The organism is Amycolatopsis sp. DSM 110486 (assembly GCF_019468465.1).
Classification (GTDB): Bacteria; Actinomycetota; Actinomycetes; order Mycobacteriales; family Pseudonocardiaceae; genus Amycolatopsis.
Window position 1 is genome coordinate 662,113 of the sequence record NZ_CP080519.1, and the last position, 25,326, is coordinate 687,438.

Consider the following 25,326-nt stretch of genomic DNA (forward strand, 5'->3'; position numbering starts at 1 on the left):
CGAACGAACCACACCGGCACCTCACCCGGCCCGAACCCCGGCCGAGCGGCCGCCCAGAGCATCCACGCTGTGCCACAAAACCGCAGGCAGCGAGCCCGCTCACCCACACCGGCGACCGACACGCAAGCCCCCCGACAGGGCCCTCCCACCATCCGGACGCGTTTGAACCACGTTCTGAAGGCGTGGTTATCTGGGCCGGTGAGTCCTGCCGGTGTCCTTCTCGTGGCGCGCCGCCACGTCGACCTTCTGCGGGTCGCGAGCGCGCTCTGCCGGCCTGCCCGCTGACTCCCGACGCCCGACCCCAGCCCACCACATCTGGACCGCAGGCGCCGGACCCGCCGCGATCCCCGTTGCCCGCCACGAAGCGGCACAACCGGAACGGCGTCCGGAGCCACTAACCGGAGGACTCCTCATGGCCTCACCCACGCGCGAAACCCCCGCGAAGAGCCGGCCGCGGCAGAAGCGCGGCGAGGGACAGTGGGCGCTCGGCTACCGAGAGCCGCTGAACCCCAACGAGCGGTCGAAGAAAGACGACAACCCGCTCAACGCCCGAGCGCGCATCGAGAACATCTACGCCCACGGCGGCTTCGACTCGATCGACCCGGGTGACCTGCGCGGCCGCTTCCGCTGGTTCGGCCTCTACACCCAGCGCAAGGAAGGCATCGACGGCGGCCGCACGGCCACGCTCGAGCCCGAAGAACTGGACGCCCGCTACTTCATGATGCGCGTGCGCCTCGACGGCGGCCTGCTCACCACGCAGCAGCTCGCCGTGCTGGCGGAGATCTCGCAGACGCACGCGCGCGGCACCGCCGACATCACCGACCGGCAGAACATCCAGTACCACTGGATCCGGATCGAGGACGTCCCCACGATCTGGCAGAAGCTCGAGAACGCGGGCATGACCACCATGGAGGCGTGCGGCGACAGCCCGCGCGTGATCCTGGGCTCGCCCGTCGCCGGGATCGCGGCCGACGAGATCATCGACGGCACCCCCGCCATCGAGGAGATCAAGCGCCGCTACATCGGCGACCCGCAGTACGCGAACCTGCCGCGCAAGTTCAAGACCGCCGTGTCGGGTCAGCAGGACGTGGCGCACGAGATCCACGACGTCGCGTTCGTCGGCGTGAACCACCCCGAGCACGGCCCGGGCTTCGACGTCTGGGTCGGCGGCGGCCTGTCCACCAACCCGATGATCGGCCAGCGCCTCGGTGCCTGGGTGCCGCGCGACGAGGTGCCGGACGTGTGGGAAGGCGTGATCAGCGTCTTCCGCGACTACGGCTACCGCCGCCTGCGCTCGCGTGCCCGCATCAAGTTCCTGGTCAAGGACTGGGGCGCCGCGAAGTTCCGCGAGGTCCTGGAGGAGAAGTACCTCAAGCGCCCGCTGCTCGACGGCCCCGCACCGGAGGTGCCGTCCGCCCCGATCGACCACGTCGGCGTGCACAAGCAGGTCGACGGCAAGTTCTACGTCGGCGCCGCGCCCGTCGCGGGCCGGGTGAACGGCGAGACGCTGCTGGCCGTGGCCAAGGCCGCCGAACGCGCGGGGTCCCAGCGCGTGCGCCTGACGCCGCAGCAGAAGCTCGTGGTCCTCGACGTCCCCGAGGCCGAGGTCCCGGGCCTGGAGACGGAGCTGAAGGAGCTGGGCCTGCACACCAAGCCCTCGCCGTGGCGGCGCAGCGTGATGGCGTGCACCGGGCTGGAGTTCTGCAAGCTCGCGATCGTCGAGACGAAGGCCCGCGCGCTGGCGCTGGTCACCGACCTCGAGAAGCGCCTCGCCGACGTCCAGGGCGATCTGGAGAACCCCGTCAGCGTGCACCTCAACGGCTGCCCCAACTCGTGCGCCCGCATCCAGACCGCCGACATCGGGCTCAAGGGCCAGATCGTCACCGACGCCGACGGCCGCCAGGTCGAGGGGTTCCAGGTGCACCTCGGCGGCGGTCTCGGCCTCGACGCCGGGTTCGGCCGCAAGCTGCGCGGGCACAAGGTCGTCGCCGACGAGCTGGTCGACTACGTCGAGCGCGTGGTCCGCGCCTACCTCGACGGGCGTGAGCCCGGCGAGCGTTTCGCGCAGTGGGTCGGGCGTGCCGACGAGAGCCTGCTGCAGTGACCTCGGCGGAACGAGCGGTGCCCTACTATTGCCCGTTCTGCGGTGACGAGGACCTGCGCCCCGCCGAAGACGGCGGCTGGCTCTGCGGTGCGTGCCGGCGCGGGTTCTCGGTGAAGTTCCACGGACTGTCCCTACCGGAGGAGACGCTCGGATGACGGCCACAGCTGACTACCGGACCCTGGCCGAACGCGCGGAGAAAGAGCTGGCCCAGGCCACGGCGACCGAAGCCCTGCGCTGGACGGTCGAGCAGTTCGGCGACGACTTCATCGTCGCGTCGAACATGCAGGACGCCGTGCTCATCGACCTGGCCACCCAGGTCAAGTCCGATGTGGACGTTTTGTTCCTCGAGACCGGGTACCACTTCCCGGAAACGATCGGCACGCGCGACGCCGTGCAGACCGTCTACCCCGACGTGACGATCGTCAACGCTCAGGCCGAGCAGAGCGTGGCCGAGCAGGACGCCGAGTACGGCAAGAACCTCTTCGAGCGCGACGCCACCCAGTGCTGTTTCCTGCGCAAGGTCGTGCCGCTGCGCGACACGCTGGTGAAGTACTCGGCGTGGGTCACCGGCGTGCGCCGCGTGGACGCGCCGACGCGTGCGAACACCCCGATCGTCACCTGGGACGAGCGCAACGGCCTGGTGAAGGTCAACCCGCTCGCCGCGTGGACCGACGACGAGTTCAACGGCTACATCCACGACCACGGCGTGCTCGAGAACCCGTTGGTGTCGGTGGGTTATCTGTCCATCGGCTGCGCGCCGTGCACGGCGAAGGTCGAGGCCGGGCAGGACCCGCGCAGCGGCCGCTGGGCCGGCCAGTCGAAGACCGAGTGCGGACTGCACGGCTGATGGCGAACACAGAAGGACCGATGACCACCCTGGAACCCGCAGTCGACAACCTGGTCGCGCTGGAATCCGAAGCCATCCACATCTTCCGCGAAGTAGCGGGTGAGTTCGACCGGCCCGTGATCTTGTTCTCCGGGGGCAAGGACTCGACGCTGCTGCTGCACCTGGCGATCAAAGCCTTCTGGCCGGCGCCGGTGCCGTTTCCGTTGCTGCACGTGGACACCGGACACAACTTCGACGAGGTGATCGAGTTCCGCGACCGCGTCGTGGAGAAGTACGGCCTGCGCCTGGTGGTGGCCAAGGTGCAGGAGTGGATCGACGACGGCCGCCTCGAAGAGCGCGCCGACGGCCTGCGCAACCCGCTGCAGACGACTCCGTTGCTGGACACGATCGCGGCGAACAAGTTCGACGCGGTGTTCGGCGGCGGCCGCCGTGACGAGGAGCGGGCGCGCGCGAAGGAACGGATCTTCAGTCTCCGCAACTCCTTCGGGCAGTGGGAGCCGCGCCGGCAGCGCCCGGAGCTGTGGAACCTCTACAACGGCCGGCACCGCCCCGGTGAACAGGTCCGCGTCTTCCCGCTGTCCAACTGGACCGAAGCGGACGTGTGGAACTACATCGCGCGAGAGAAGGTCGAACTGCCGTCGATCTACTACGCCCACCAGCGCGAGGTCTACCAGCGCGACGGCATGTGGCTGGCCGAAGGCCCCTGGGGTGGCCCGCGCGCGGACGAACAGGTGCAGGAGCTGTCGGTGCGCTACCGCACCGTGGGCGACGGCTCGTGCACGGGTGCGATCGAGTCGACCGCGGTCACGGTGGCCGAGGTGATCGCCGAGGTGTCCGCGTCGCGGCTGACCGAGCGTGGTGCGACCCGGGCGGATGACCGGATGTCGGAAGCGGCCATGGAAGACCGCAAGCGGGAAGGCTACTTCTGATGAGTTCGCTGCTGAGGCTCGCCACGGCGGGCAGCGTCGACGACGGCAAGTCCACCCTGGTCGGGCGGCTGTTGTACGACACGAAGTCGGTGCTGGCCGACCAGCTTGACGCCGTCACCCGCGCGTCGGTCGACAAGGGACTGTCCACACCGGACCTGTCCCTGCTTGTGGACGGCCTGCGTTCCGAGCGTGAGCAGGGCATCACCATCGACGTCGCCTACCGCTACTTCGCCACACCCCGGCGCTCGTTCGTGCTCGCCGACACGCCAGGACATGTGCAGTACACGCGCAACACCGTCACCGGTGCCTCGACCGCACAGCTGGCGGTGCTGCTGGTGGACGCGCGCAAGGGCGTCGTGGAACAGACCCGCCGCCACGCAGCGGTGCTCGCGTTGCTGGGAGTGCCGCGGCTGGTGTTGGCGGTGAACAAGATCGACCTCGTCGACTACGACGAGGAGACCTTCTCCGTCATCGCCAAGGAATTCGCCGCCCACGCCGAATCTCTGGGCTACGACCACGGCACCGTCGTCACCATCCCCGTCTCCGCACTGGAAGGCGACAACGTCGCCACCACGTCCGAGCGCACCCCGTGGTACGACGGCCCGACGCTGCTGGAGCACCTCGAGACCGTGCCCGCCGCGCCGGACCCGCACGAGGCGGCGTTCCGCTTCCCGGTGCAGTACGTGATCCGGCCGCGCACGCCCGAGTACCTCGACTACCGCGGCTACGCCGGGCAGATCGCCGCCGGCACCATCCACCCGGGCGACGAGATCGTGGTGCTGCCCGCCGGGCTGCGCAGCACGGTCGAGCGCATCGACACCGCCGACGGGCCGCTGGACGAGGCGGGCGCCGGCACGTCCGTGACGCTGCTGCTGGCCGACGACCTCGACATCTCCCGCGGCGACCTCATCTCCACGGCCGACCGTCAGCCCCGCGTCACCGACGAGCTCACCGCGACACTGTGCTGGCTCTCGTCGAAGCAGCTCAAGCCGGGCGCACGCGTGCTCGTGAAGCACGGCACGCGCACGGTCCAGGCGATCGTCACCGAGCTCACCGCCCGCTTCGACGAGCAGACATTGTCCAGTGTGGACGATCCGGGCTCGTTGGACCTCAACGACATCGGCCGAGTGGAGCTGCGTCTGGCCGAACCGCTGGGCGTGGACGACTACACCGACAGCCCCCGCACCGGCGCGTTCCTCGTCATCGACCCGAAGGACGGCGACACGCTCGCCGCCGGGCTGATCGGCGAACGGTTCCCGTGACAGCTCCTCTCGTCCCCGTCGCGCACGGCAGCCGCGACCCCCGCTCGGCCGCGACCGTGCGGGGGCTCGTGGAGCGCGTGCGCGCGCAGGCGCCGGGGATCGAGGTCTACGAGTCCTTCCTGGACCTCTCGGAACCGCGGGTCACCGACGTCCTGCGGCGCCTCTACACACAGCGGCACCGCGCCGCCGTCGTGGTGCCGCTCCTGCTCGGCAGCGCGTTCCACGCACGCGTGGACCTGCCCGCGCTCGTGGCCGAGGTCCGCGCGGAGTGCCCGGGGTTCGACGTGCGCGTGTCCGACGTCCTGGGCGTCGACCCGGTGCTGGAACGCGTCGCGCTCGACCGGCTGTCCGGAGCCGGTCTGGGCCCCGGCGACGGGGTCGTGGTGAGCGCCGTCGGTTCGTCGAACGCCGGAGCCAACGCGGCCGTCGCCGATCTGGCCGCCCGCTGGGAAGGCGAGCTGGGGCTGCCGGTCACCGAGGCGTTCGCGAGCGCGGCGCAGCCCGCCGTGCCCGCCGCCGTGGCGCGGCTGCGGGCGCGGGGCGTGCGACGGATCGCCGTCGCGTCGTGGTTCCTCGCGCCCGGCTTGCTGCCGGACCGCATCGCGGTGCACGCCCGCGAGGCCGACCGCGCCGTGTTCGTCGCCGAACCGCTGGGCACCGACCCGCGCGTGGCCGCCGCCGTGCTGCACCGCTACGCGGACGTCGTGACCCGGATTCCGCTTTAGTAGCACGCTCCTGCGCAGGTCAGCGTATAAAGATGAATCCGATACGCGTTTTGGGTGGCACTGGTTGCCAGATCTTCACCGTCCGCGCATGGGAACGGGAAATTCTTGACGAGCTACGTGACTCGCCGGTAACTATCTAAGCGTCGCGCGACTTCCCCCCGTCCTCGCACCGGAAAAAGGTGGAGCACATGAAGTCAGCCCTGCGCAAGATCGTTCCCGTGGCCGCGCTCGCCGCCGTCGGCGTGCTCGGTTTCGCCGTCCCCGCCTTGGCTGCCACCACCGTCTCGTTCGACTGTCAGGCCGACGCGCCGATCGTCGGCCCGCAGCAGGTCAGCCTCACCCAGGACGCCGACGTGACGGCGCCCGCGACCGTCGCCCCCGGTGGTGCACTCGACGTCGTGGTCGACCCGGCGGCGAGACCCTGGCCTCACCTTCACCGCCGTGGTCAACCAGCTGATCGACATCTCGGCGCCGACCGCGTGTTTCCCGTCGCCTAGCCCGATCTTCACGACCACCACGATCGGCTGACCCGCCGGAGGTTGACGCGCCGGAGGTCGAACACTGTCGGGGGCCGCCCCCATCGCGGCGGCCCCGACGCACGTCACAGGCCCCTTCTCCGGCCCGTGTGCGATTGTGGTGCCATGGTTGACGAACTGGTGCACTACGACGTGGTGGGCGGCACCGCCACGATCACCCTCGACTCCCCTCACAACCGCAACGCCCTGTCCGCGCAGCTGCGCCGCGAGCTCTCCGGTTCGCTGGACAAGGCCGTCGCCGACGATGCCGTGCGGGTGGTGCTCCTGACGCACACCGGCCCGGTCTTTTGCGCCGGCATGGACCTCAAGGAGGCCCGCGGCGCCGGGGCCGGTGACCAGGGCGTGAACGAGTTCCCGAAGATCCTCGAGCAGCTCTGGACCAGCCCGAAGCCCGTGGTCGCGCGCCTGGCCGGCCCCGCCCGCGCCGGCGGCATCGGCATGGTCGCCGCGTGCGACATCGCGGTCGCGGTACCCGAGGCGACGTTCGCGTTCTCCGAGGTCCGCATCGGCGTGATCCCGGCCGTGATCTCGTTGACGGTGCTGCCGCGACTGAACCCCCGCGCCGCGCACGAACTGTTCCTCACCGGCGACGTGTTCGACGCGCAGCGGGCCGTGGAGATCGGCTTGCTCAACGCCGCAGTGCCCTCCACCGAGCTCGACGAGACCGTGGAGCGGTACCTGAAGTCGCTGACGCTCGGCGGCCCGAAGGCGTTGGCAGCGACCAAAACCCTGCTGAGCAAGCCACGTCCGGCCACGCCGTCGGAAGGCTTCGCCGCGATGAACGAGCTGTCCGCCGGGTTCTTCGCCAGCGAGGAAGGCCAAGAAGGCATCCTCGCCTTCGCCCAGAAGCGCAAGCCGAACTGGGTCCCCGAAGACCACACAGCCTGAGCAGGAGCGTCTCGATCCCCGTTCCCCCGGCGGGGATCGAGACGTTACGAGTTGGCCAGAACGACCGTCAGCTGCCAGGAACCCGCTTTGCCGTCCGCCGGGCCGAGCGCCCGCTGAGCGTCGGACAGCACGCTGCGGATCGCCAGGTAGTTCTTCGGTTCGGCCTGGCGCAAGGCTTCCGAGCCGCTCCAGATCAGCACGTGCTCACCCGCGGGCAGCCACGACAGGTCCGTGAGCATGTCGTACAACGCGTCGAGGTTGCGGCCGAAGTAGTCCGGAAAGGACATCGCCTTCGCGATCGCGTCGAGCGTGGAGGCCTTGTCCACCGTGCCGCCGTTGACCAGGTGGGGATACGCGCCCCGCGCGAAGGCCTCGTCCGCGGCGGCCTTCGCCTCGTCGGCCGGCGTCACCGGCTCGGGTCCACGACGACGAAGGACGCGTAATGGTCGTCGGTGTAGAACAGTTCCTTGGCCTGCCCCGTGACCAGGCGGCGCGGGCCGCGGTCGGGGCTCTTCGGCGTGGTCACCGTGAACTCGTGGTAGTAACCCGATTGCTTCCGCGGCAGCACTTTCTCACGATTCTCGAACACGACGTCGTCGTTGCGCGGATAGGGGTACGGCCCGCCCGCCTCGATCAGCTTCCACGTGTCGCGTGCCTGCGAGGGCAAGCCGGACAACGGTTTCACCGGCAACCCGGAGTCGCCGCCGGGCAGCTTCGCGGCGACGCCCGAAGCGCCGGCCGGGGCGGAGGTGCTCGGCGTGGCGGGGGCCGACGAGGACGAGTCCCCGACGTTCTCCTTCACGAGCCAGCCCGCGAGCACCAGCACGAGGAGACCGACGAGTGCGGCGGTGATCCGCCTACGGTTGACCATGGGGAGTGAGCCTAAGAGGGCGGGTTGTCGTCGTCGCGGGCCGGGCCGAACCAGCGGGCGAAGCGGCCCACGAGCTTGTCGATGACCCACGCGAAGAGCAGGCACAGCGGTACCAGCACGACCATGACCAGCACGAACTGGACGGGGAACCAAGCCTGGGCGAGCCACAGCTCGACCCCGTCCCACCAGTCGGCCAGCCCGTTGAACACGAGTGTGAGCCTACGCGCGCCAGGCTGCGTCGGCGCGCCCAGGGGCGGTAGGTTGCTGCCATGTTCGCCGTATACGCGAAGGAACCCAACGCCGAGGCCCCGCTCGACTCTCTCGTCGCCGGCGAGCGGCCCGAGCCCGAGGTGCCCGAAGGCTGGGTCCGGGTGCACGTCAAGGCCGCCAGCCTCAACATGCACGACCTGTGGACGCTGCGCGGCGTCGGCATCAAGCCCGACCAGTTCCCGATGATCCTGGGCTGCGACGGTGCCGGCACGCTCGACGACGGCACCGAGGTCGTCCTCCACTCCGTCGTCAACGCGCCGGGGTGGCAAGGCGACGACACGCTCGACCCGAAACGCACCCTGCTGACCGAGAAGCACCAGGGCACGTTCGCCGAGCAGGTCGTGGTGCCCGCGCGCAACGCGGTGCCCAAGCCGGCCGGCCTCACGTTCCCCGAAGCGGCGACGATGGGCACGGCCTGGCTCACCGCGTATCGGATGCTGTTCGTGAAGTCCGGCCTGCGCCCCGGCCAGACGATGCTGGTGCAGGGCGCCTCCGGCGGCGTGTCCACGGCGCTCATCGCGCTCGGGCGCGCGGCGGGCTTCCGCGTGTGGGTGACCGGCCGCAGCGAGGAGAAGCGCGCGGTGGCCGAGAGCGTCGGCGCGCACCAGACGTTCGAGTCCGGCGCCCGGCTGCCCGAGCGCGTCGACGCGGTGTTCGAGACCGTGGGCAAGGCCACGTGGGCGCACACCCTGAAGTCGCTCAAGCCGGGCGGCATCGTGGTGGTGTCGGGGTCCACGAGCGGCCCGGACCCGTCCGCGGACCTGCAGCGCGTGTTCTTCCTGCAGTTGCGCGTCGCCGGCTCGACCATGGGCACGCGCGACGAGCTGGCCGACATGCTGAGCTACCTCGACCTCAAGGGGATCAAGCCCCGGATCGGCACAGAACTGCCCCTCAAAGACGCCGCTGAAGGCTTCCGCGCGATGCTCGACGGCGAGACCGCGGGCAAGATCGTCTTCACCCGCTGAGTCGACAGAACTCCTCCGGCCTGGGCTTTTCCGTCACGGATCAGCCCGGGCCGGTGCTTGTACGCCGCATTCCGTTAACCGTCAACACCCCGAGTTCGCAATCGGCTTGTTACCCCCAAAGTTCGACCGGAACTCGACCTTGAACGGTTAACCTGTAGACATGACCGCATCGAAGCGGCCCGCACCCGCTGTCCGGGGCGGCCGGCCCAGCAGCGAACCGGATCCCGTCCGGGTCACCTTCCGGCGCTTCGCCGGAGTGCGGACGCGAGTGCTCGAAGTCGGTCCGCCGGTGGTGGAAGCCGAGGCGCCCAAGCGGTCGCGCAAGCGCGGCACCGAGAAGCCCCGCGCACCCCGGCTCGTTCTTCTCCACGGCTACTGCGACAGCGCCGACACCTGGCGTCCCGTGCTGGCCGAGCTCGCCTCCGCAGGCATCGCGGCCGTCGCCGTGGACCTGCCCGGCTTCGGCGACGCCCAGCCCCTGCGCCCGGGCCCCATGCTCCCCCAGCTCGACGCGTTCGCCGCCGCCGTGGTGCGCGAGCAGGCCGTACTCGGCCCCGTGGTGCTGGCCGGCAACTCCCTCGGCGGCACGCTCGGCCTGCGCGCGGCGCAGAACCCCCGGCTGCCGCTCGTCGGCGTCGTGTCGATCGCCGCGCCCGGCTTCGTCGACTCGTGGCTCGTCCGTACCGTCGCGCGCAACCCGTTGCCGCTGCGCCTGTACTCCGCGCTCCCCCTGCCCGTGCCTGGCTTCCTGGTCCGCGCGGTCGCCGAGCAGGTCGTACCCCGCCTGCTGTATGCCGACGCGGGCACCGCCGACGCCGGCCAGGTAAGCCGCTTCACCACGCTCTTCCCCGACTACCGCGCCACCACCTCCCGCCTCGAGCAGGCGCGCCAGCTCGTCACCGAGCTCGCCGACGCTTACCAACTCGACCGCGTGCACGTCCCGCTCCTGGTCGTGGCCTGTGGCAAGGACAAGCTCGTGTCCTCGGCCGCCGGACGCCGCCTGCACACCCTCGTGCCGCACAGCCGCCTGCTCGTCCGCGAAGACTGGGGCCACTGCCCCCAGCTGGACGACCCGCCCGAGATCGCCGAGCTCCTCACCTTCGCCGCCGCCGGCGCCGTCCGCTCCGGCGACGTGAAACACCCGGCCCGCGCCGCTTCGCAGGCCGCGGAGGACACGGCGGCGGGCTGAGATCCCGCCCGCGTCGGAACATCGGTGACACAGTGGACACGGCCTAGTACGGTGCGTTGCCAGAGCCCGTGACCCGGGCTCGGTTCACGACGTATGAGGAGACAGCGATGTCCGCTCCGCGCAGCCTGGGATCAGGGTCCGGCATCTTCCGGCGCAAACCGATCGAGACGATCGAGAGCGGCGGTGACGGCCTGCAACGCACACTGGGGCTGCGCCAGCTGACGGCGATCGGTGTCGGCGGCATCATCGGTGCCGGGATCTTCTCGCTGGCGGGCGCGGTGGCCAACCAGACGGCCGGCCCCGCCGTGCTGATCTCGTTCCTCATCGCGGGTATCGCGAGCGCGGCGGCGGCGTTCTCGTACGCGGAGTTCGCCGGGCTGATCCCGCGCGCCGGCTCGGCGTACACCTACGGCTACGCGGTACTGGGCGAGATCGTCGGCTGGTTCATCGGCTGGGACCTGCTGCTGGAGTACACCGCGATCGTGGCGGTGGTGGCCATCGGCATCTCCGGCTACTTCAACGACCTGCTGGGCTTCCTGCACGTCTCGCTGCCGCAGTGGATGTCGGGCGCGCCGGGCACCGAGCCCGAAGGCGTGGCGCACGGTTCGTACGTGGTGAACCTGTTCGCCGTGGTGCTGTGTCTGCTCATCGCGTTCATCCTCAACCAGGGCATGAAAAACGCGGCGCGGTTCGAGACGCTGCTGGTGTACCTGAAGGTCGCGCTCGTGGTGCTGGTGATCGTGGTCGGCGCCTTCCACATCAAGACGGGCAACTACAGCAACTTCTTCCCCTTCGGTGTCAGCGGCGCGTTCACGGGGGCGGCCACGGTCTTCTTCGCCGTCTTCGGCTACGACGCCATGTCGACCGCGGCCGAGGAGTCGAAGGACTCGCAGAAGCACATGCCGAAGGCGATCCTGTACTCGCTCGCGATCTCGATGGTGCTGTACGTGCTCGCCTGCCTCGTGCTCACCGGAATGGTGAACTTCAAGGACATCGACCCCGAGGCGGCGTTCTCGAGCGCGTTCGCATCGGTGGGACTGGGCTGGCTGGGCGCGGTGATCGCGGTCGGCGCCATCATCGGCATCCTCACCGTGCTGTTCACGTTCCTGCTCGGCGCCACGCGCGTCGGCTACTCCATGAGCCGCGACGGCCTGCTGCCGAAGTGGTTCGGCAAGACGCACCCGGTGCGCAAGGTGCCCACGCGCACCACGTGGATCCTCGGTGTGGCGTCGGCGATCATCGCCGGGTTCCTGCCCATCGGCGAGGCCGCGGAGTTGACGAATATCGGCATTCTGCTGGCGTTTGTGGTGGTGTGTATCGCAGTGATCGTGTTGCGGTACAAGCGCCCCGACCTGCCGCGCACGTTCCGCACGCCGGGCATGCCGGTGGTGCCGATCATCGGCGTGGTGTTCTCGATCTGGCTGATCACGTTCCTGAAGCCGGAGACGTGGCTGCGCTTCGCGATCTGGTTCGTGATCGGCATGGGCGTGTACTTCGGTTACAGCCGCCGGCATTCGGTGCTGGCGCGCGGCGAGAGTGAGTCCATTTCGGACTGACGCGCACGGAGACTCGCCACGCCCGGACGACGGTCCGGGCGTGGCGGGCGGCTACGGCTCGGCGCGGAAGATCAGGCCCGGCTCCTCATACCGTGCCTCCGGCACCTCGTAGAGCTTCTCGATCGCTTCGGCGCGGGAGGGGAAGTCGGCGATCATGAGGGCGGTTTCCTCGGCCGACGGGGTCAATCCGGCGGCAGCGAGCAGGGCCGGGACGACGGTGGCGGGATCGGGTGTCACGGGATTGTCCTTTCCTGGTGCGGGGTTCACGACAGCGGGGGAACGTGGCGGTGCCAGGAAGTGCGCTGCTGGTAGGCGTATCCGGCCGCGAGCACGGTGGCCTCGTCGAACGGCTTGCCGACGATCTGCAGGCCGAGCGGCAGCCCGTCGGCGGTGAAGCCCATGGGGACGGACATCGCGGGGTTGCCGAGGGCGTTCCAGTACGGCGTGTGGAGCGCGTCGACGATCTTGTCGAGCGTCAGCTTGTCCACCTCGGGGGCGCCGCACGCGCTCGTCGGCGTGAGGATGAGGTCCACGTCGGCGAAGAGAGCGGCGACCTGGCGCTGGCCGACACGCCGGACGCGCTGGGCCTGGACGTAGTCGCCGGCGCTGATGAGGGCGCCCGTGGCGACCGCCATGCGGGTGCCGGCGCCGTAGTCGGTCCAGCGGGAGCGCAGGTCCGGCTGGTGGTAGGCGTACGCCTCGGCCGAGAGCCCGAGCATCGTGGCGGTCTTGAGCTCGTCGTACAGCGGCAGCCGCACGTCGACGACCTCGGCGCCGGCCGCGGTGAGCTCGGCGACGGCCGCGTCCAGCGCCGGGTCGAGTTCCGGAGCGGTGAGCGGTGAGCGGTCGAGCAGGCGGTCGATGCCGATCCGCAGCCCGGCGAGTGATCCGGTGAGCCCGCCGGTGTAGTCGTCGACCGGGCGGTCGACCGACGTCGCGTCGCCGGTGTCGTGACCGGCGAGCACGGCGAGCATGAGCGCGCAGTCCTCGGCGCTGCGGGCCATCGGTCCGATGTGGTCGTAGCTGTAGCCCAGGGGCACGCACCCGGCTTTCGGGACCCGGCCGAAGGTCTGCTTGAGCCCGGTGATCCCGCAGCTGGTCGCCGGGTACCGGATGCTGCCGCCGGTGTCGGTGCCGAGGCCGCCGAGGAACAGCCCGGCCGCCACCCCGCTGCCGGTGCCCGAGCTCGAGCCGCCGGGGTAGTGCTCGGTGTTCCACGGGTTGCGCGGGATCGGGAACGGCTTGTCGGGGTCGGGGGTGCCGATCGCGTACTCCATCGTGCTGGTCTTGCCGGTGACGATCGCCCCGGCGGCCCGCAGCCGCGCCACGACCGGGGCGTCTCCGCCGGCGCCCCACGCGCGGTCGAGAACGAGGCTCTGCGCGGTGGTCTCGCCCTCCTCGGTGGCGATGATGTCCTTGATCCCCAACGGGATTCCGTGCAACGGGCCGCGGTCGACGCCGCCGGCCAGCTCCGCGTCGGCCTTGGCGGCGGCCGCGAGGGCGGTCTCGTCGAATCGGGCCAGGTACACGCCCAATGCCTCGTCGTGGGCGTCGGCGGCCGCGTACGCCGCGGTCGTGAGCTCCACCGACGTGGTCTCTCCGGCGCGCAGTGCGGCGGCGGCTTCGGTGATGGTCAGGTACATCGCGTCCTCCTCAGGCAGCCGCGGGCAGGGCCGGGCGGCGCAGGTGGTGGGTGGTGGCGGCTTGGTAGGCGCCGCCGAGGGCGAACAACGTGGCCTCGTCACGCGGGCGACCCACGAACTGCAGGCTCCCCGGCAGTCCGCCGATCTCGCCCGAGGGCACCACCAGCGCCGGGGAACCGGTGAGGTTGAACGGCACGCTCGTCCGGCAGGCGGCATCGAGCCACGGCACCTCGCGGTTCCCGAGGTCCGACGTCATCTCGGAGGCGATGAACGGGGGCAGCGCGCTCAGACCGGGCGTCACGAGCGCCGCGCAGCCCGCCATCGCGGCCTCGAGCTCCCGCTGGAACACCGGGCGCAGCCGCAGCGCCCGCAGGTAGTCCGCGGCGCTGACGAACGGGGCCGCGCCCAGCAGCGACGCGCCCATCTCGTCGCGGTCCTCGATCCCGGACACGTGGTCTTCGTGCAGGGAGAGCATTTCGGCGTAGATGATCCACCAGCCCGCGACGGCGGCGAGGTCGAACGTCGGCAGCTCCACGTCGACGAGTTCCACGCCGAGACCGGTCAGCTCGCCGAGCGCCGACTCGTACGCCTCGGCGACCGCGGGGTGCAGGTCACCTTCGAGGAACGCGCGATCCCGGGCGACCCGCAGCCCGCTGACGTCCCGGCCCACCGCCGCGCTGAACGGACTGTCCTGGGCGGGCAGGGCCGTCGGGTCGAGCGGGTCAGGCCCGGCGATCACGTCGAGCATCAGCGCGGCGTCGGCGACACTGCGGGTCATCGGCCCGGCGTGGTCCATGGTCCAGGACAGGCCCATCACGCCGTGGCGGGGCACGCGGCCGTAGGTCGCCTTGAGCCCGGTGATCCCGCAGAACGCGCTCGGGATGCGGATGGAGCCGCCGGTGTCGGTGCCGATCGCCAGCGGCACCTGGCCCGCCGCGACCGCCGCGCCGGAGCCGGACGACGATCCGCCGGTGGTGCGCCGCGGGTCCCACGGGTTCCGGGTGGGGCCGAAGGTCTTGTTCACCGCGCCCCCGCAGGCGAACTCGAAGGTGGCGAGCTTGGCGAGCAGCACCCCGCCGGCGTCGGCGAGCCGGGCCGCGAGCACCGCGTCGGTCTCGGGCACGTGGTCCCGGTACAGGGCCGAGCCACCGGTGGTCCGGATCCCGGCCGTGGCGACGATGTCCTTGAGGCCGTAGGGCACTCCCTCCAGCGGGCGGGCGGTGCCCTCCCGCCAGCGCGCGTCGGATTCGGCCGCTTTCACGCGCGCCGAGTCGGCGAGGAGGGTGATGATCGAGTTGAGGCCGGGGTCGGTGGCCTCGATCCGGGCCAGGCAGGCCGCGACGGCTTCGCTCGGTGTCGCGGTGCCGGCGGCGAACGCGGCGAGCAGCTCCGTCGCGGTGAGGTCGGCGAGGTCGGTCATGCGGTGCCTCCCTTGGTGATCCAGGCGAGCGCGGTGGCCGGTTCGCTGACCGGCTCGGTGAACGGCAGGGGCAGGCGCCGCAGGCGTTCCAGGTCCGCCCGGTAGTGGGTGTGCGTGGCGTAGGCCTGCGCGAGGCGCTCCGGGGTGAGCGTGATGTCGGAGTTCGCGGCGAACACGGCGAACTCCTCGGGTGAGGGCAGGGGCACGGATTCCTCCTTGACGACGGACAGGTGGGGGCGGCGGGGCAGCGTCTCCCGGACGGTGAGGGTGAGCAGGAGCCCGCCGAAGAGGCAGGCGGCCGTGGCCGCCAGCGCGGTGTGCACGCCGCCGACGGCGATGCCCGCTCCGGCGAGCAGTCCGCCGGCGAGCATCCCGATGTCACAGGCGATCCGGTACGCGGCGAGCGCGGTGTCCGGGTCCTCGGCGAGGTCGACGGTCATCGCGGCCGGGATGACCCAGGTCGTGCCGACGGTGACGCCGGCGGCGAGCGCTCCGAAGGCGAACGCGACCGGGCCGCGGACCACGGTGGCGAGCGCCAGCACAGCGACGGTGCCCCACGCCAGCGCCGCCGCCAGCGGGAGCAGCCGGCCGTGGCGGTCGCCGAACCGGCCGCCGAAGTGCATCGCGGCGACGTCGGTGACCGACAGCGCGAACAACGCCAGCCCCAAGGCGACCCAGCCCATGCCGAGCTGCGCGCCCAGCAGCGGCACGAGGGTCAGCGCGAGCCCGGAGCGCACCGCCTGCCCGAGCCCGGTCAGCACGAGCACCGACCACAGCCGGCGGCCGCGCACCCCGAGGCCCGCGGGCAGCCCGAGCCGGGGCCGCACGGCGGAAACCCAGCGGGGAGCGAGGAACCACGCCGCCACCGCGCCGGCCAGGTTCACCACGCCGCACACGCCGAACAGCAGCCGCAACCCGGCGGGCCCGGGCGCCACCGCCGCGATCAGGCCGCCGCCGAGCGGCCCGGTCGCGACGCCGAGGAACCAGAACGCGTTGAACGTGCCGATCGCGCTCCCGCGCACCCGCTCGCCGACGAGCCGGACGGCGAGGGCGATCCCGCCGCCCATGAACAGCGCCGTGCCGAAGCCCTGCAGCACCCGTGCGAGCCCGACGATCTCCCAGCTGGTGGTGGCGGCCGAGAGCAGGCAGCCGACACCGAACACCAGCAACGAAACCGTGAGCGCGGTGCGGGAGGACACCCTCGGCACGAACCGGGTGCCGAGGAAGTCCACCAGCAGCAGGGAAAGCCCGATCGAGGAGACCACGAAGGCCCCCCACGACGGCGATCCGCCGAGCCCCACCACGAGCAGCGCGGTGAACGGCGCGGTCAGCCCGAACCCGACCCCGGCCACCACGACGACGAGGTGGAAGCGGCGGCGGGTGTCCGCCCCGGAGACGGGCACCGGGGCGGACACGGGTGCCCGCGGGGGCACGGTTTCGATCACCGCGAACCGGCCGGCTGCGGTTCGGGCCGGCTGGCCCGCTGCGCCGCGACGCCGCCCGGCATCACGCCGGCCGCGTCCTCCACGACCGCGCCCGCCCGGAACGTCAGCGTGTCCTGCCACCGCGGCGCGATGATCTGGATCGACGTCGGCATCGAGGTTTCCGGGTCCGTGCCGCTCGGAACGGCCAGCGCCGGGTGCCCGGTCAGGTTGAGCACGCAGGTGTTGCTGACCATCGTGGTGCCGCGCGCGAGCAGCTCCAGGTCTTCGGCGGGCCGGTCCAGCAGCACCGGCGCGACCTGCGGCGTGGTCGGGGTGACGAGCAGGTCGAACCCCGCGAACGCGGCGTCGAGCTGCGCGGTCAGGGCCCGGCGCAGATTCGCGGCCTTGGCGAAGTAGGTGGAGAAGTACTTGTCGTGCAAGTACCTTCCGCCCAGCAGCCACACCTTGAAGAACGGCGGGAACGAGTCCGCCTCGAGCCGGCGGACCAGGCCGAAGGCGTGGGTCCGCTCCACGTCCACCTCGCCGAGGTGGGCGTAGCCGGCGCCGTCGGACTGGGCGTTGAGCCACGCCAGGTGCAGCAGCAGCGTGGTTTCGATCGCCCACGCGTCCGTCCACAGGGGAACGGATACAGGGGTCACGGTCGCGCCGGCGGCCTCCAGCGCGGCGCACGAAGACTCGAACGCGGCGAGCACGCCCGGTTCGCACAGAGCCGGGTCGCGGCCTTCGGTCACCACGCCGATCCGCAGCCCGCCCACCCCCTCGCCGAGGGCCGCGACGGCGTTCGTCGGCACGGGGGTACCCCGGACCCACTGCGGGTCGAGATCGGAGTGCCCGCTCATCACGTCGAGCATCCGGGCGGTCAGCTCGACCGTGCCCGCCATGGGGCACACCGCGTCGATCGTGTGGTCCATGTACGTCAGCCCGTGCGAGGGAACCAGGCCCTGCGTCGGTTTGATGCTGACGATTCCGTTGAAGGACGCGGGAATCCGGGCCGACCCGCCCTCGTCGACGCCGACCGCGAGATCGACCGCACCCGAGCGGACCGCCGACCCCGAGCCCCCCGACGAGCCGCCGGCCGAGCGGGTGGGGTCCACGGCGTTGCGGGCCGGGCCGTACCAGCTCGACTCGCCGGTGCCGGACGTGGAGAAGTCGTCCAGGTTCGTCTTGCCGACGACGTCGGCGCCGGCGGCGAGCAGCCGCGACACCACGACCGCGTCGGACGTCGGCGTGTAGTTCAGCGTCCGCGACGCGTTGGTGATCGGCACCCCCGCCACGGCGAGGTTGTCCTTGACGCCCACGGTGAGTCCCGCGAGCGGCCCGTCCGGCGCGCCTTTCACGTGACAGCGCCGGATGAACGCGTGGAACGGGTCTTCGGCGTCGTCGACCGGGCCGCCGGGATCGCGCTCGGTCCAGGTCAACGGCGGGGCGGGCGCGTGCAGTTCGTCCAGCCGGTCGACGCCGGCGAAGGTCTGGTCGAGGATCTGCGCGTACTGCTCGGCTTCACGCGGGGTGAGGGACATGTGCTCGGTCGCGCCGAGGTCCGACAGCTCCTGCGGCGTCGGCCTGCGCACGAAGCCGCGGATGCGGCCGCGGGGCATCGCCATGGCGGTCTCCTTTCGATGGGGTCGGTCAGCCGACCGACAGCTGGGTGAGGTCGGCGAACCAGGACTGCGCCTGCACGAAGCCGTGCACGCTGGGCGAGAGCACGCGCGGGTTGCGGTCGTCGACCACGACCAGCCACGGCGAGTCCTTCGCGAGGATCTGCGCGGCCTGCGAGTAGAGGCTCGCCCGCGCTTGGTCGTCGAGCACCGTGCGCGCCTTGGCGAACAGCGCGTCGACCTGGGGGTTGGTGTACTTGCCCGCGTTGGCCGTCGAGCCGGTGCCGAACCAGTTGCGCCAGAAGCCTTCCTGCTGGTAGCTCAGCGAGATGTTGAGGGCGTCGGCGTTGTCCGGGATCTTGCCGCTGAAGAAGTCGGTCAGCATGGCCGCCCACTCGATGGGCTTGAGCTGGACCTTGACGCCCACCTTGGCGAGATCGGCCTGCAGTGCCGTGTTCATCGGGGTGGGGACCATGTTGCCCGAACCGCTCGTCGGGTAGGACAGCGTCATGGTGAACCCGTTGGGGTAGCCCGCTTCCGCGAGCAGCTGCTTGGCCTTCGCCGGGTCGTAGCCGTAGGAGTCGTCGGCGCGTTCGTACGCCGCGTTGGCGTGCGGCACGAAGCCGAGCGCGGGTTCGGCGGTGCCCTTGAGGATGTTGTCGACCAGCGCCTGGCGGTTGATCGCCCAGTTGAGCGCTTCGCGGACCTTCACGTTGGTGAACGGCGGCTTCGCGAGGTTGTAGACCCACGGCCAGATGTGGTCGTAGGAGTTGGTCAGCACCTGGAAGCCCTGTGACTTCAGGTTCGGCACGTCGTCCGGCGGCGGCACCTCGATCCAGTTGACCTCACCGGAGCGCAGCGCCGCCACGCGCGCGGTCGGGTCGGGGATCGGGCGCAGGATCACCTTGTCGACCTTGGGCCGGCCGGCCCAGTACTTGTCGTTGGCCAGCATGACCATGCGCTGACCGCGCACGAGCGAGTCGAACTTGAACGGCCCGGTGCCCACCGGCTTCTCGGCGAAGCCCTGGTTGCCTTCGGCCTTCACCGCGGTGGGGCTGGCGAAGTACACTGTCGCCAGATCGCTGGGCAGGTAGGCCCACGGGCCGTTGGTGTCGATCACGATCGTCAGGTCGTCGACCTTGTGGTAGCTCTTGATCCCGGCGATCGACAGCCCGCCCTGGGCGTTGAGCTCCTGGTAGTACTGCGGGCTGTTCTTGTTCGTGTAGCGGTCGAGGTTGAACAGCGCCGCGTCCGCGTTCCACGGCGTGCCGTCGTGGAAGGTCACTCCGGCCCGCAGCTTGAACGTCCAGCTCGTCAGGTCGGCATTGGGCGTCCAGGATTGGGCGAGGTCGGGGGTGATCTTCGGGATCTGGTTGTCCTTGGTCAGGTCGAACTTCGTCAGCCCGTCGAAGAGCTGGTTGGCCACGAAGCGCAAGCCCTCGTAGCCCTGGCCCTGGGCGAGACCGGTGTCGAGCACGGGGATGTCGGACGCGGTCATCCCGATGGTGAGCGTGTTGCCGCCGGAGCTGCCGGCGGTGGCGCTGCCGCCGCAGGCGGACAGCAGGAGCGAAACGGCGGCGGCGAACGCGCCGAGCAGCGCGGTTCGTCCTCTCCGCTGGGCGAAGTAACGGTTGGGGGACAAGGGTTTTCCTCTCGGCAGGGGTCGAGGGCGTGCGGGGTCGGCCCGGCGGCCGGCGAGGCCGCTGGGCAAGAGGTGAGTGCCGGGGTCAGCCCGGTACGGCCACCGGGCTCACGTGAACGCAGGCCGCCCGATGGCCGGGTGCCGCCTCGGTGAGCGCCGGCCAGTCGGTCGTGCAGGCCGGTTCCGCGACCGGGCAGCGCGTGCGGAACCCGCAGCCGGACGGTGGGGCGGCCGGGTTGGGCAGGTCGCCGGAGAGCACGATGCGCTCGCGGCCCTGTCCCGGGGTCGCCGACAGCAGGGCCTCGGTGTACGGGTGGCGCGGGGTGGCCCACAACTCGCGCGCCGGGGCCAGTTCCACGACCCGGCCGAGGTACATCACGGCCACCCGGTCGGAGATGTGCTCCACCACGGCGAGGTCGTGGGAGATGAACAGGAACGCGACGCCGGTCTCGGCCTGCAGGTCGGCGAGCAGGTTGAGCACCTGGGCCTGCACGCTCTTGTCCAAAGCGGACACCGCTTCGTCGCACACGACCAGGTCCGGCCCCGTGGCCAGCGCGCGGGCGATCGCGACGCGCTGCAGCTGGCCGCCGGAGAGCTCGTGCGGGAACCGTTCCGCCTGCGCCGCGGTGAGCCCGACGCGCTCCAGCAGCTCCAGCACGCGCGGCCGGCGCGCACCGCGTTCGACCCCGTGCGCCCGGAGGTTGAACTCGATCGACTGGCGCACGCGCAGCCGGGGGTTCAGCGACGTCTGCGGGTTCTGGGGTACCACCTGCAGCCGGGCCCGCAGCGCTCGCATCCGCGGGCGGCTCAGCCCGGCCAGCGGCACGCCGTCGAACGTCACGGCGCCACTGTCCGGCGACAGCAGGCCCAGCAGCATCTTCCCGGTGGTGGACTTCCCGCAGCCGGACTCGCCGACCACGCCGAGTGTCTCTCCCTTGTGGACGGTCAGGGACACGTCGGAGACGGCCCGCACCCCGTTGCCGAACGTCTTGGTCAGGCCCTCGGCCTGCAGCAGCTCGTCGGCCATCACGCCACCACCGACGCCGGTTCCGGGTTCACCACGGGGCAGGCCGCCGACCGGTCCTCGGCCACAGCGGTCAGCGCGGGATCGGCCTCCGCGCACGACGGCCGGGCCTGGGGGCAGCGCGGGGCGAAGGCACAGCCGTCGGGGAACGCGCCGACCGCGGGCGGTGCCCCGACGATCGAGTGCAGCGCGCCCCGGGCGACACCGGGCGTGGGCAGCGAGTCCAGCAGCCCGGCGGTGTACGGGTGGCGTGGGGCGGAGAGCACCTCGTGCGCGGGCCCTTCCTCGACGAGCCGGCCCGCGTACATCACGCCGACCCGGCCCCCGAAGTCCGCGGCGACGCCGACGTCGTGGGTGACCATCAGCACCGCCATGCCGAGCCGCTGTTGCAGGTCGGCGATGAGCTCGAGGATCTGCGCCTGCACGGTCACGTCGAGTGCCGTGGTGGGCTCGTCGGCGATGAGCACCTGCGGGTCGCAGCTCACCGCGATCGCGATCACCGCGCGCTGGCGCATGCCGCCGGACAACTCGTGCGGATAGCTGCCGGCCACGCGTTTCGGGTCGGGGATGCCGACCAGCGCCAGCAGTTCCTCGGCTCGCCGCCGGGCCGCGGTCTTCACGCGCTCCACGCCGTGAGCGGCCAGCACTTCGGCCAGTTGCGCTCCGATGCGGCGCAACGGGTCGAGAGCACCCGTGGGGTCCTGGGGCACCAGCGCAATCTGCCCGCCGCGGAGGTCGCGCAGCTGCGGCTCCGCGAGCCCGGTGAGCTCGCGGCCGCTCAGCCGCACGCTGCCACCGAGTTCGGCGGCGGATCCGTAGAGCCGCATGATCGAGCGGGCGGTCACGGACTTGCCGCTGCCGCTCTCGCCGAGCAGCATCATCGTCTCGCCGCGGCCGATGGTGAACGACACCCCGCGCACGACCTCGGTCCGGCGGTGCCGGGAGACGAACGTCGTGGTGAGATCCTCGACCGCCAGGGGCGGGGAAACGCTCGCGTTCATGCCCGCGCCTCCGCCCGCACGTCGAGCAGATCCCGCAGGCCGTCGCCGAGGACGTTGAACGCGACCGACGCGACGAGGATGGCCAGCGCGGGGATCGCGGCCAGGAACGGCGCGGAGTAGATGTACTGCGTGTGCTCACTGACCATGAGGCCCCACTCCGGGGTCGGTGGGGAGATCCCCAGGCCGAGGAAACTCAGCCCGGCCGCGTACACAATGGACAGTCCGATCAGCGCCGTGCAGTACACGACGACCGGCGGGGCGACGTTGGGCAACACCTGCCGCAGCGCGATGGCCGAACGGGTGGCACCGCTCGCCCGCGCCGCCTCCATGTAGTCCAGGTCCACCAGCCGCCGCGTCTCCGTCTCCGCGACACGCGCCACCGGTGGCACGAGGATCACCGCGAGCGCGATGATCGCGTTGGACAGCCCGGACCCGAGCGCGGCGGCGATCGCGACCGCGAGCAGCACCGCCGGGAACGCGTAGAACACGTCCAGCGTGCGCATGATCAGCCGCTGGCCCCACCTGCCGGACAGGCCCGCCGTGACCCCGAGCCCGGTGCCGACGAGCGCGGCGAACGCCACCGGGACCAGGCCGGCCAGCAGCGACAGGCGGGTTCCGTCGACCAGGCGGGCGAGCACGTCGCGGCCTTGACCGTCGGTGCCGAGGAGATGGCCCGGGGTGCCGGCCGGCAGCAGCCGGTGCGCGGTGTCGCCCGCGATCGGGTCGCCGGCCAGCAGCGGCCCGACGAGGGCGGTGAGCACGATCAGGAGGACCACCGCGGCGGCGACGGTGGCGCTCACCGTCATCCGGCGGCGCCTGCGCGCCGGGGCGGCCGCCGGGGCGGTATGGGGCAGCGACGCGGCCGGCGCCGGTTCGGTCAGTGCGGTCATCGAAGACACTCCTCGAGGAGTTCGGTCGGTGGGGACGGGACCGGCGACGCTGCCGTCAGGTGCGGATGCGGGGGTCGACGAGGCCGTGCAGCGCGTCGACCACGAGGTTGATCAGCACGAACGCGAACGCGGAGACCAGCACGCCCGCTTGGATCACCGGCAGGTCGCGCTGGGTGATCGACTGGTAGACCAGCAGCCCGATGCCCGGCCACGCGAACACCGCCTCCACGAACACGACACCGCCGAGCAGGTAGCCGACCTGCAGGCCCGCCACGGTCAGCAGCGACGGGACGGTGTTGTGGAACGCGTGGCGCATCACCCGGGCCCGCGAAAGTCCGCGCGCGGTGAGCGCCTCGACGAAGTCCATGCTCATCACGTCGAGCACCGAAGAGCGGAACATCCGCGCGATGATCCCCGCGGGAACCAGCGCCGCGGTGACGGCGGGCAGGATGAGATGGTTGACCAGGTCGACGAATCCGCCATCGCCGTTCGGGTTGTGCATGCCGCTGACGGGAAACAGGCCCGCGTTCGACGCGAGGTAGATGATCAGCAGCAGGCCGATGGAGTACTGCGGCACGGAGATCGAGAACAGCGCGAACGCGTTGCCGAGCCGGGCCGCGATGCCGGTGCGGCGCAGGCCGGTCAGGGCACCGACGAGCAGGCCCAGCACGATCGCCAGCGCGCCGGCGGCGACGGTGAGGACGAGCGTGTTCACCAGCGCGTCGAGCACGATCGGCGCGACCGCGTCGTGGCGGGTGATGCTGGTGCCGAAATCTCCGGTGAGGGTGTGGCCGAGCCAGGAGAAGTACTGCACCGGCAACGGGTTGTCGAGCCCGAGCCGCGCGTGCAGGGCCGCTCGCGCCTCCGGGCTGCCGGTCGGGCCGAGCATCGAGGCGACCGGGTCGCCGGGGATGATCTTGATGGTGGCGAAGATGACGATCGAGACGCCGATCAGGATCGGGATCGTCATCAGCAGCCGTCGTCCGAGATAACCGGGCATCACGCCTCCTGCGCGGCTTGGGGCAGGCGACGTTGCCGGCGGTGTCGGGGCAGTTGGGCCAGCAGTGCGATGCGGTCGCCCCGCACCCTGGCGAACGCGTACTCCAGAGGCCGCCCGCTGCGATCGCGGACGAGCCGTTCGAACAGCATCAGCGGCGCGCCCGCCGGCACGTCGAGCACCGCGCCGGCCTCGTCGTCGGCGACGATCGCCTCCACCGCCTGGTCGGTCACGCCGAGCTCGAACCCGGCCGCCTCGTAGACCGAGTACCACTCCGTCACGGTCCGCCCGTGCCGCACCACCCCGAGCAGCGGCAGCGGCACGTAGGCCGTGCAGGCGTAATACGGTTCGGTCCCCAGCACGGCGAGGTACTCGATCACGCCGCACTCGGCGCCCACCGGCAGGCCCAGCCGGTCGGCGACGCGCGGCGCGGCCACCTCTTGAGCGATCGCGAGGATCTGGTGGGACACCCGTTCCAGCGCCGGTTCCGGGCCGTGCAGGTGGCTGAAGGCGTGCCGCACCTTGGACGCGACGGAGAACGTGCCCGTCCCCTGCACACGTTTGACAAGCCCTTCCTCACGCAGGAGCGCCAGCGCGTCGCGGATGACCTGACGGCTGGCCGAGAAGGACAACATGAGTTCGGCCTCGCCCGGCAGTGCCCCTGCGGGGAACTCCTCGTGCACGATGGCCGCCCGGAGCAGATCTCGCACCCGGCGGGCAGCGCTCAGGCGACGCTTGGTCCGCGGATCCATCCTGGCCTGCTTCATGCAGGAAGGGTGCGCTCGCTGCCGATTGTCCGGAAGGCCGGAAGCGTAACGCCGTCGTTAAGCCGGAAGCACCCTGGCGGAGATCGGGCTGACCTGCGCGTAACCCACCGCCGGGCGCCGATACGCGGGATCGGCGCACCGTCCGGCCGGAAGTTTCCCCGCCCTGTCGCCGTAGTCGATCTCGTGACCGGTCGGTGAGGCACGTTCTCGGTGCCGGGCTTGCGCGGTCGCCGGCGCGCTCAGGCGGGTGAGCGGGGAAGAGGCTCGCGTGCCGCGGCGTTGGTGTGCGACATGACCGCCGATCTGGAGCACGTCCGCAAGCTGTCCTTGCAGGAGAACGGCCTCGCGACCGTCTCGACCACCCGCGCCGACGGGACGGTGCACTCGTCCGTCGTCAACGCCGGGGTGTTCGACGACCCCGTCACGGGCAAACCCGGCGTCGCCTTCGTGGCGATGGGCGGGGCCTACAAGCTCAAGCTGTTGCGCACCGCCGGGCACGCGACGCTCACGTTCCGCCGCGGCTGGGACTGGGTGTCGGTGACCGGGGCGACCCACCTCGTCGGCCCCGACAACCCCGACGCGGCCTTCGACCAGGCCGGCCTGCCGACGCTGCTGCGCGACGTGTTCGAGGCCGCCACCGGTACCCACGACGACTGGGCCGAGTACGACCGCGTGATGGCCGAAGAGCGCCGGGTCGCGGTGTTCGTCGCGGCTGATCGGATCATCGGCAACCGCTGAAACCCCGAAGGCGAGCCCG

The 25,326-nt window shown here is 71.3% G+C and carries 27 protein-coding genes; 13 read left to right on the plus strand and 14 right to left on the minus strand.

Annotated elements, in window-relative coordinates; genetic code table 11:
• Positions 1 to 198: 198 nt before the first annotated feature.
• The 9 genes from K1T34_RS54595 to K1T34_RS03315 all read left to right on the plus strand — a co-directional run bounded on the left by K1T34_RS54595 (position 199) and on the right by K1T34_RS03315 (position 7,291).
• A complete protein-coding gene (locus tag K1T34_RS54595) occupies positions 199 to 285 on the plus strand; it encodes a putative leader peptide (RefSeq protein WP_354874210.1) in 87 nt (28 codons plus the stop codon).
• Positions 286 to 412: 127 nt separating this feature from the next.
• Positions 413 to 2,104 carry a nitrite/sulfite reductase gene (locus K1T34_RS03280; protein WP_220242817.1) on the plus strand — a complete coding sequence of 564 codons (1,692 nt, stop codon included), beginning with the start codon at positions 413 to 415 and terminating at the stop codon, positions 2,102 to 2,104.
• Entirely contained in the window at positions 2,101 to 2,259 is a 159-nt protein-coding gene (locus tag K1T34_RS03285; RefSeq protein ID WP_220242818.1) for an Insertion element protein, read from the plus strand. Before K1T34_RS03280 ends, K1T34_RS03285 begins: the two co-directional genes overlap by 4 nt.
• Positions 2,256 to 2,951: a phosphoadenylyl-sulfate reductase gene (locus tag K1T34_RS03290; RefSeq protein ID WP_220242819.1), complete on the plus strand. Its 696-nt coding sequence runs from the start codon at positions 2,256 to 2,258 to the stop codon at positions 2,949 to 2,951. Before K1T34_RS03285 ends, K1T34_RS03290 begins: the two co-directional genes overlap by 4 nt.
• Before the next feature lie 20 nt (positions 2,952 to 2,971).
• Entirely contained in the window at positions 2,972 to 3,880 is a 909-nt protein-coding gene (cysD, locus tag K1T34_RS03295; protein WP_220242820.1) for a sulfate adenylyltransferase subunit CysD, read from the plus strand.
• The gene (locus tag K1T34_RS03300; RefSeq protein ID WP_220242821.1) at positions 3,880 to 5,142 is read left to right on the plus strand and encodes a sulfate adenylyltransferase subunit 1; all 1,263 of its coding nucleotides are present in this window, start codon (positions 3,880 to 3,882) and stop codon (positions 5,140 to 5,142) included. The genes cysD and K1T34_RS03300 overlap by 1 nt, the downstream gene beginning before the upstream one ends.
• A complete protein-coding gene (locus tag K1T34_RS03305) occupies positions 5,139 to 5,867 on the plus strand; it encodes a sirohydrochlorin chelatase (protein WP_220242822.1) in 729 nt (242 codons plus the stop codon). The genes K1T34_RS03300 and K1T34_RS03305 overlap by 4 nt, the downstream gene beginning before the upstream one ends.
• A 188-nt stretch (positions 5,868 to 6,055) precedes the next feature.
• Positions 6,056 to 6,364 carry a hypothetical protein gene (locus tag K1T34_RS03310; RefSeq protein WP_370643613.1) on the plus strand — a complete coding sequence of 103 codons (309 nt, stop codon included), beginning with the start codon at positions 6,056 to 6,058 and terminating at the stop codon, positions 6,362 to 6,364.
• Between the two features lie 144 nt (positions 6,365 to 6,508).
• Positions 6,509 to 7,291 (plus strand): enoyl-CoA hydratase-related protein, encoded by a 783-nt coding sequence (locus K1T34_RS03315; RefSeq protein WP_220242823.1) that lies wholly within the window; start codon positions 6,509 to 6,511, stop codon positions 7,289 to 7,291.
• A gap of 44 nt (positions 7,292 to 7,335) precedes the next feature.
• Here K1T34_RS03315 and K1T34_RS03320 read toward each other — a convergent pair whose 3' ends face one another.
• The 3 genes from K1T34_RS03320 to K1T34_RS03330 are packed head-to-tail and all read right to left on the minus strand — an operon-like array spanning position 7,336 to position 8,371.
• On the minus strand, positions 7,336 to 7,701 hold the full coding sequence (locus K1T34_RS03320; RefSeq protein ID WP_220242824.1) for a barstar family protein: 366 nt from the start codon (positions 7,699 to 7,701) through the stop codon (positions 7,336 to 7,338).
• Entirely contained in the window at positions 7,698 to 8,162 is a 465-nt protein-coding gene (locus K1T34_RS03325; RefSeq protein WP_220242825.1) for a ribonuclease domain-containing protein, read from the minus strand. The genes K1T34_RS03320 and K1T34_RS03325 overlap by 4 nt, the downstream gene beginning before the upstream one ends.
• Before the next feature lie 11 nt (positions 8,163 to 8,173).
• Positions 8,174 to 8,371, minus strand: coding sequence for a hypothetical protein (locus tag K1T34_RS03330; RefSeq protein WP_220242826.1), 198 nt, complete (start codon positions 8,369 to 8,371; stop codon positions 8,174 to 8,176).
• Between the two features lie 60 nt (positions 8,372 to 8,431).
• On the opposite strand from K1T34_RS03330, the gene K1T34_RS03335 reads away from it, so the two are divergent.
• From K1T34_RS03335 to K1T34_RS03345, 3 genes are all read left to right on the plus strand, one after another.
• The gene (locus K1T34_RS03335) at positions 8,432 to 9,397 is read left to right on the plus strand and encodes a zinc-binding dehydrogenase (RefSeq protein WP_220242827.1); all 966 of its coding nucleotides are present in this window, start codon (positions 8,432 to 8,434) and stop codon (positions 9,395 to 9,397) included.
• Between the two features lie 160 nt (positions 9,398 to 9,557).
• A complete protein-coding gene (locus K1T34_RS03340; protein ID WP_220242828.1) occupies positions 9,558 to 10,586 on the plus strand; it encodes an alpha/beta fold hydrolase in 1,029 nt (342 codons plus the stop codon).
• Between the two features lie 107 nt (positions 10,587 to 10,693).
• Positions 10,694 to 12,142, plus strand: coding sequence for an amino acid permease (locus K1T34_RS03345; RefSeq protein WP_220242829.1), 1,449 nt, complete (start codon positions 10,694 to 10,696; stop codon positions 12,140 to 12,142).
• A 51-nt stretch (positions 12,143 to 12,193) separates the two neighbouring features.
• On the opposite strand, the gene K1T34_RS03350 is transcribed toward K1T34_RS03345, so the two are convergent.
• From K1T34_RS03350 to K1T34_RS03400, 11 genes are all read right to left on the minus strand, one after another.
• The gene (locus K1T34_RS03350) at positions 12,194 to 12,379 is read right to left on the minus strand and encodes a hypothetical protein (RefSeq protein ID WP_220242830.1); all 186 of its coding nucleotides are present in this window, start codon (positions 12,377 to 12,379) and stop codon (positions 12,194 to 12,196) included.
• A gap of 26 nt (positions 12,380 to 12,405) precedes the next feature.
• Positions 12,406 to 13,785: an amidase gene (locus K1T34_RS03355; protein WP_220242831.1), complete on the minus strand. Its 1,380-nt coding sequence runs from the start codon at positions 13,783 to 13,785 to the stop codon at positions 12,406 to 12,408.
• A 10-nt stretch (positions 13,786 to 13,795) separates the two neighbouring features.
• Positions 13,796 to 15,205 carry an amidase gene (locus tag K1T34_RS03360; protein WP_220242832.1) on the minus strand — a complete coding sequence of 470 codons (1,410 nt, stop codon included), beginning with the start codon at positions 15,203 to 15,205 and terminating at the stop codon, positions 13,796 to 13,798.
• Positions 15,202 to 16,650 carry an MFS transporter gene (locus K1T34_RS03365; RefSeq protein WP_220242833.1) on the minus strand — a complete coding sequence of 483 codons (1,449 nt, stop codon included), beginning with the start codon at positions 16,648 to 16,650 and terminating at the stop codon, positions 15,202 to 15,204. Before K1T34_RS03365 ends, K1T34_RS03360 begins: the two co-directional genes overlap by 4 nt.
• Complete coding sequence (locus K1T34_RS03370) at positions 16,647 to 18,254, minus strand: amidase family protein (RefSeq protein WP_220242834.1); 1,608 nt, start codon at positions 18,252 to 18,254, stop codon at positions 16,647 to 16,649. The genes K1T34_RS03365 and K1T34_RS03370 overlap by 4 nt, the downstream gene beginning before the upstream one ends.
• 25 nt (positions 18,255 to 18,279) lie before the next feature.
• A complete protein-coding gene (locus tag K1T34_RS03375) occupies positions 18,280 to 19,890 on the minus strand; it encodes an ABC transporter substrate-binding protein (RefSeq protein WP_220242835.1) in 1,611 nt (536 codons plus the stop codon).
• Positions 19,891 to 19,975: 85 nt separating this feature from the next.
• The gene (locus tag K1T34_RS03380; protein ID WP_370643614.1) at positions 19,976 to 20,920 is read right to left on the minus strand and encodes an ABC transporter ATP-binding protein; all 945 of its coding nucleotides are present in this window, start codon (positions 20,918 to 20,920) and stop codon (positions 19,976 to 19,978) included.
• Entirely contained in the window at positions 20,917 to 21,915 is a 999-nt protein-coding gene (locus tag K1T34_RS03385) for an ABC transporter ATP-binding protein (protein ID WP_220242837.1), read from the minus strand. Before K1T34_RS03385 ends, K1T34_RS03380 begins: the two co-directional genes overlap by 4 nt.
• A complete protein-coding gene (locus tag K1T34_RS03390) occupies positions 21,912 to 22,805 on the minus strand; it encodes an ABC transporter permease (protein WP_220242838.1) in 894 nt (297 codons plus the stop codon). Before K1T34_RS03390 ends, K1T34_RS03385 begins: the two co-directional genes overlap by 4 nt.
• Positions 22,806 to 22,860: 55 nt before the next feature.
• A complete protein-coding gene (locus tag K1T34_RS03395; protein WP_220242839.1) occupies positions 22,861 to 23,805 on the minus strand; it encodes an ABC transporter permease in 945 nt (314 codons plus the stop codon).
• Positions 23,805 to 24,569: a GntR family transcriptional regulator gene (locus K1T34_RS03400; RefSeq protein WP_220242840.1), complete on the minus strand. Its 765-nt coding sequence runs from the start codon at positions 24,567 to 24,569 to the stop codon at positions 23,805 to 23,807. Before K1T34_RS03400 ends, K1T34_RS03395 begins: the two co-directional genes overlap by 1 nt.
• 291 nt (positions 24,570 to 24,860) lie before the next feature.
• On the opposite strand from K1T34_RS03400, the gene K1T34_RS03405 reads away from it, so the two are divergent.
• Positions 24,861 to 25,307 (plus strand): pyridoxamine 5'-phosphate oxidase family protein, encoded by a 447-nt coding sequence (locus K1T34_RS03405; protein ID WP_220242841.1) that lies wholly within the window; start codon positions 24,861 to 24,863, stop codon positions 25,305 to 25,307.
• Positions 25,308 to 25,326 lie beyond the last annotated feature (19 nt).

Excerpts from the sequence above, each read along its gene's own strand:
- K1T34_RS03280 (WP_220242817.1), top strand. The coding sequence starts at position 413 with ATGGCCTCACCCACGCGCGAAACCCCCGCGAAGAGCCGGCCGCGGCAG.
- K1T34_RS03405 (WP_220242841.1), top strand. The coding sequence starts at position 24,861 with ATGACCGCCGATCTGGAGCACGTCCGCAAGCTGTCCTTGCAGGAGAAC.
- K1T34_RS03345 (WP_220242829.1), top strand. The coding sequence starts at position 10,694 with ATGTCCGCTCCGCGCAGCCTGGGATCAGGGTCCGGCATCTTCCGGCGC.
- K1T34_RS03385 (WP_220242837.1), bottom strand. The coding sequence starts at position 21,915 with ATGAACGCGAGCGTTTCCCCGCCCCTGGCGGTCGAGGATCTCACCACG.
- K1T34_RS03290 (WP_220242819.1), top strand. The coding sequence starts at position 2,256 with ATGACGGCCACAGCTGACTACCGGACCCTGGCCGAACGCGCGGAGAAA.
- K1T34_RS03360 (WP_220242832.1), bottom strand. The coding sequence starts at position 15,205 with ATGACCGACCTCGCCGACCTCACCGCGACGGAGCTGCTCGCCGCGTTC.
- K1T34_RS03370 (WP_220242834.1), bottom strand. The coding sequence starts at position 18,254 with ATGGCGATGCCCCGCGGCCGCATCCGCGGCTTCGTGCGCAGGCCGACG.
- K1T34_RS03355 (WP_220242831.1), bottom strand. The coding sequence starts at position 13,785 with ATGTACCTGACCATCACCGAAGCCGCCGCCGCACTGCGCGCCGGAGAG.
- K1T34_RS03340 (WP_220242828.1), top strand. The coding sequence starts at position 9,558 with ATGACCGCATCGAAGCGGCCCGCACCCGCTGTCCGGGGCGGCCGGCCC.
- K1T34_RS03315 (WP_220242823.1), top strand. The coding sequence starts at position 6,509 with ATGGTTGACGAACTGGTGCACTACGACGTGGTGGGCGGCACCGCCACG.
- K1T34_RS03300 (WP_220242821.1), top strand. The coding sequence starts at position 3,880 with ATGAGTTCGCTGCTGAGGCTCGCCACGGCGGGCAGCGTCGACGACGGC.
- K1T34_RS03400 (WP_220242840.1), bottom strand. The coding sequence starts at position 24,569 with ATGAAGCAGGCCAGGATGGATCCGCGGACCAAGCGTCGCCTGAGCGCT.
- K1T34_RS03390 (WP_220242838.1), bottom strand. The coding sequence starts at position 22,805 with ATGACCGCACTGACCGAACCGGCGCCGGCCGCGTCGCTGCCCCATACC.
- K1T34_RS03310 (WP_370643613.1), top strand. The coding sequence starts at position 6,056 with ATGAAGTCAGCCCTGCGCAAGATCGTTCCCGTGGCCGCGCTCGCCGCC.
- K1T34_RS03395 (WP_220242839.1), bottom strand. The coding sequence starts at position 23,805 with ATGCCCGGTTATCTCGGACGACGGCTGCTGATGACGATCCCGATCCTG.
- K1T34_RS03325 (WP_220242825.1), bottom strand. The coding sequence starts at position 8,162 with ATGGTCAACCGTAGGCGGATCACCGCCGCACTCGTCGGTCTCCTCGTG.
- K1T34_RS03335 (WP_220242827.1), top strand. The coding sequence starts at position 8,432 with ATGTTCGCCGTATACGCGAAGGAACCCAACGCCGAGGCCCCGCTCGAC.
- cysD (WP_220242820.1), top strand. The coding sequence starts at position 2,972 with ATGACCACCCTGGAACCCGCAGTCGACAACCTGGTCGCGCTGGAATCC.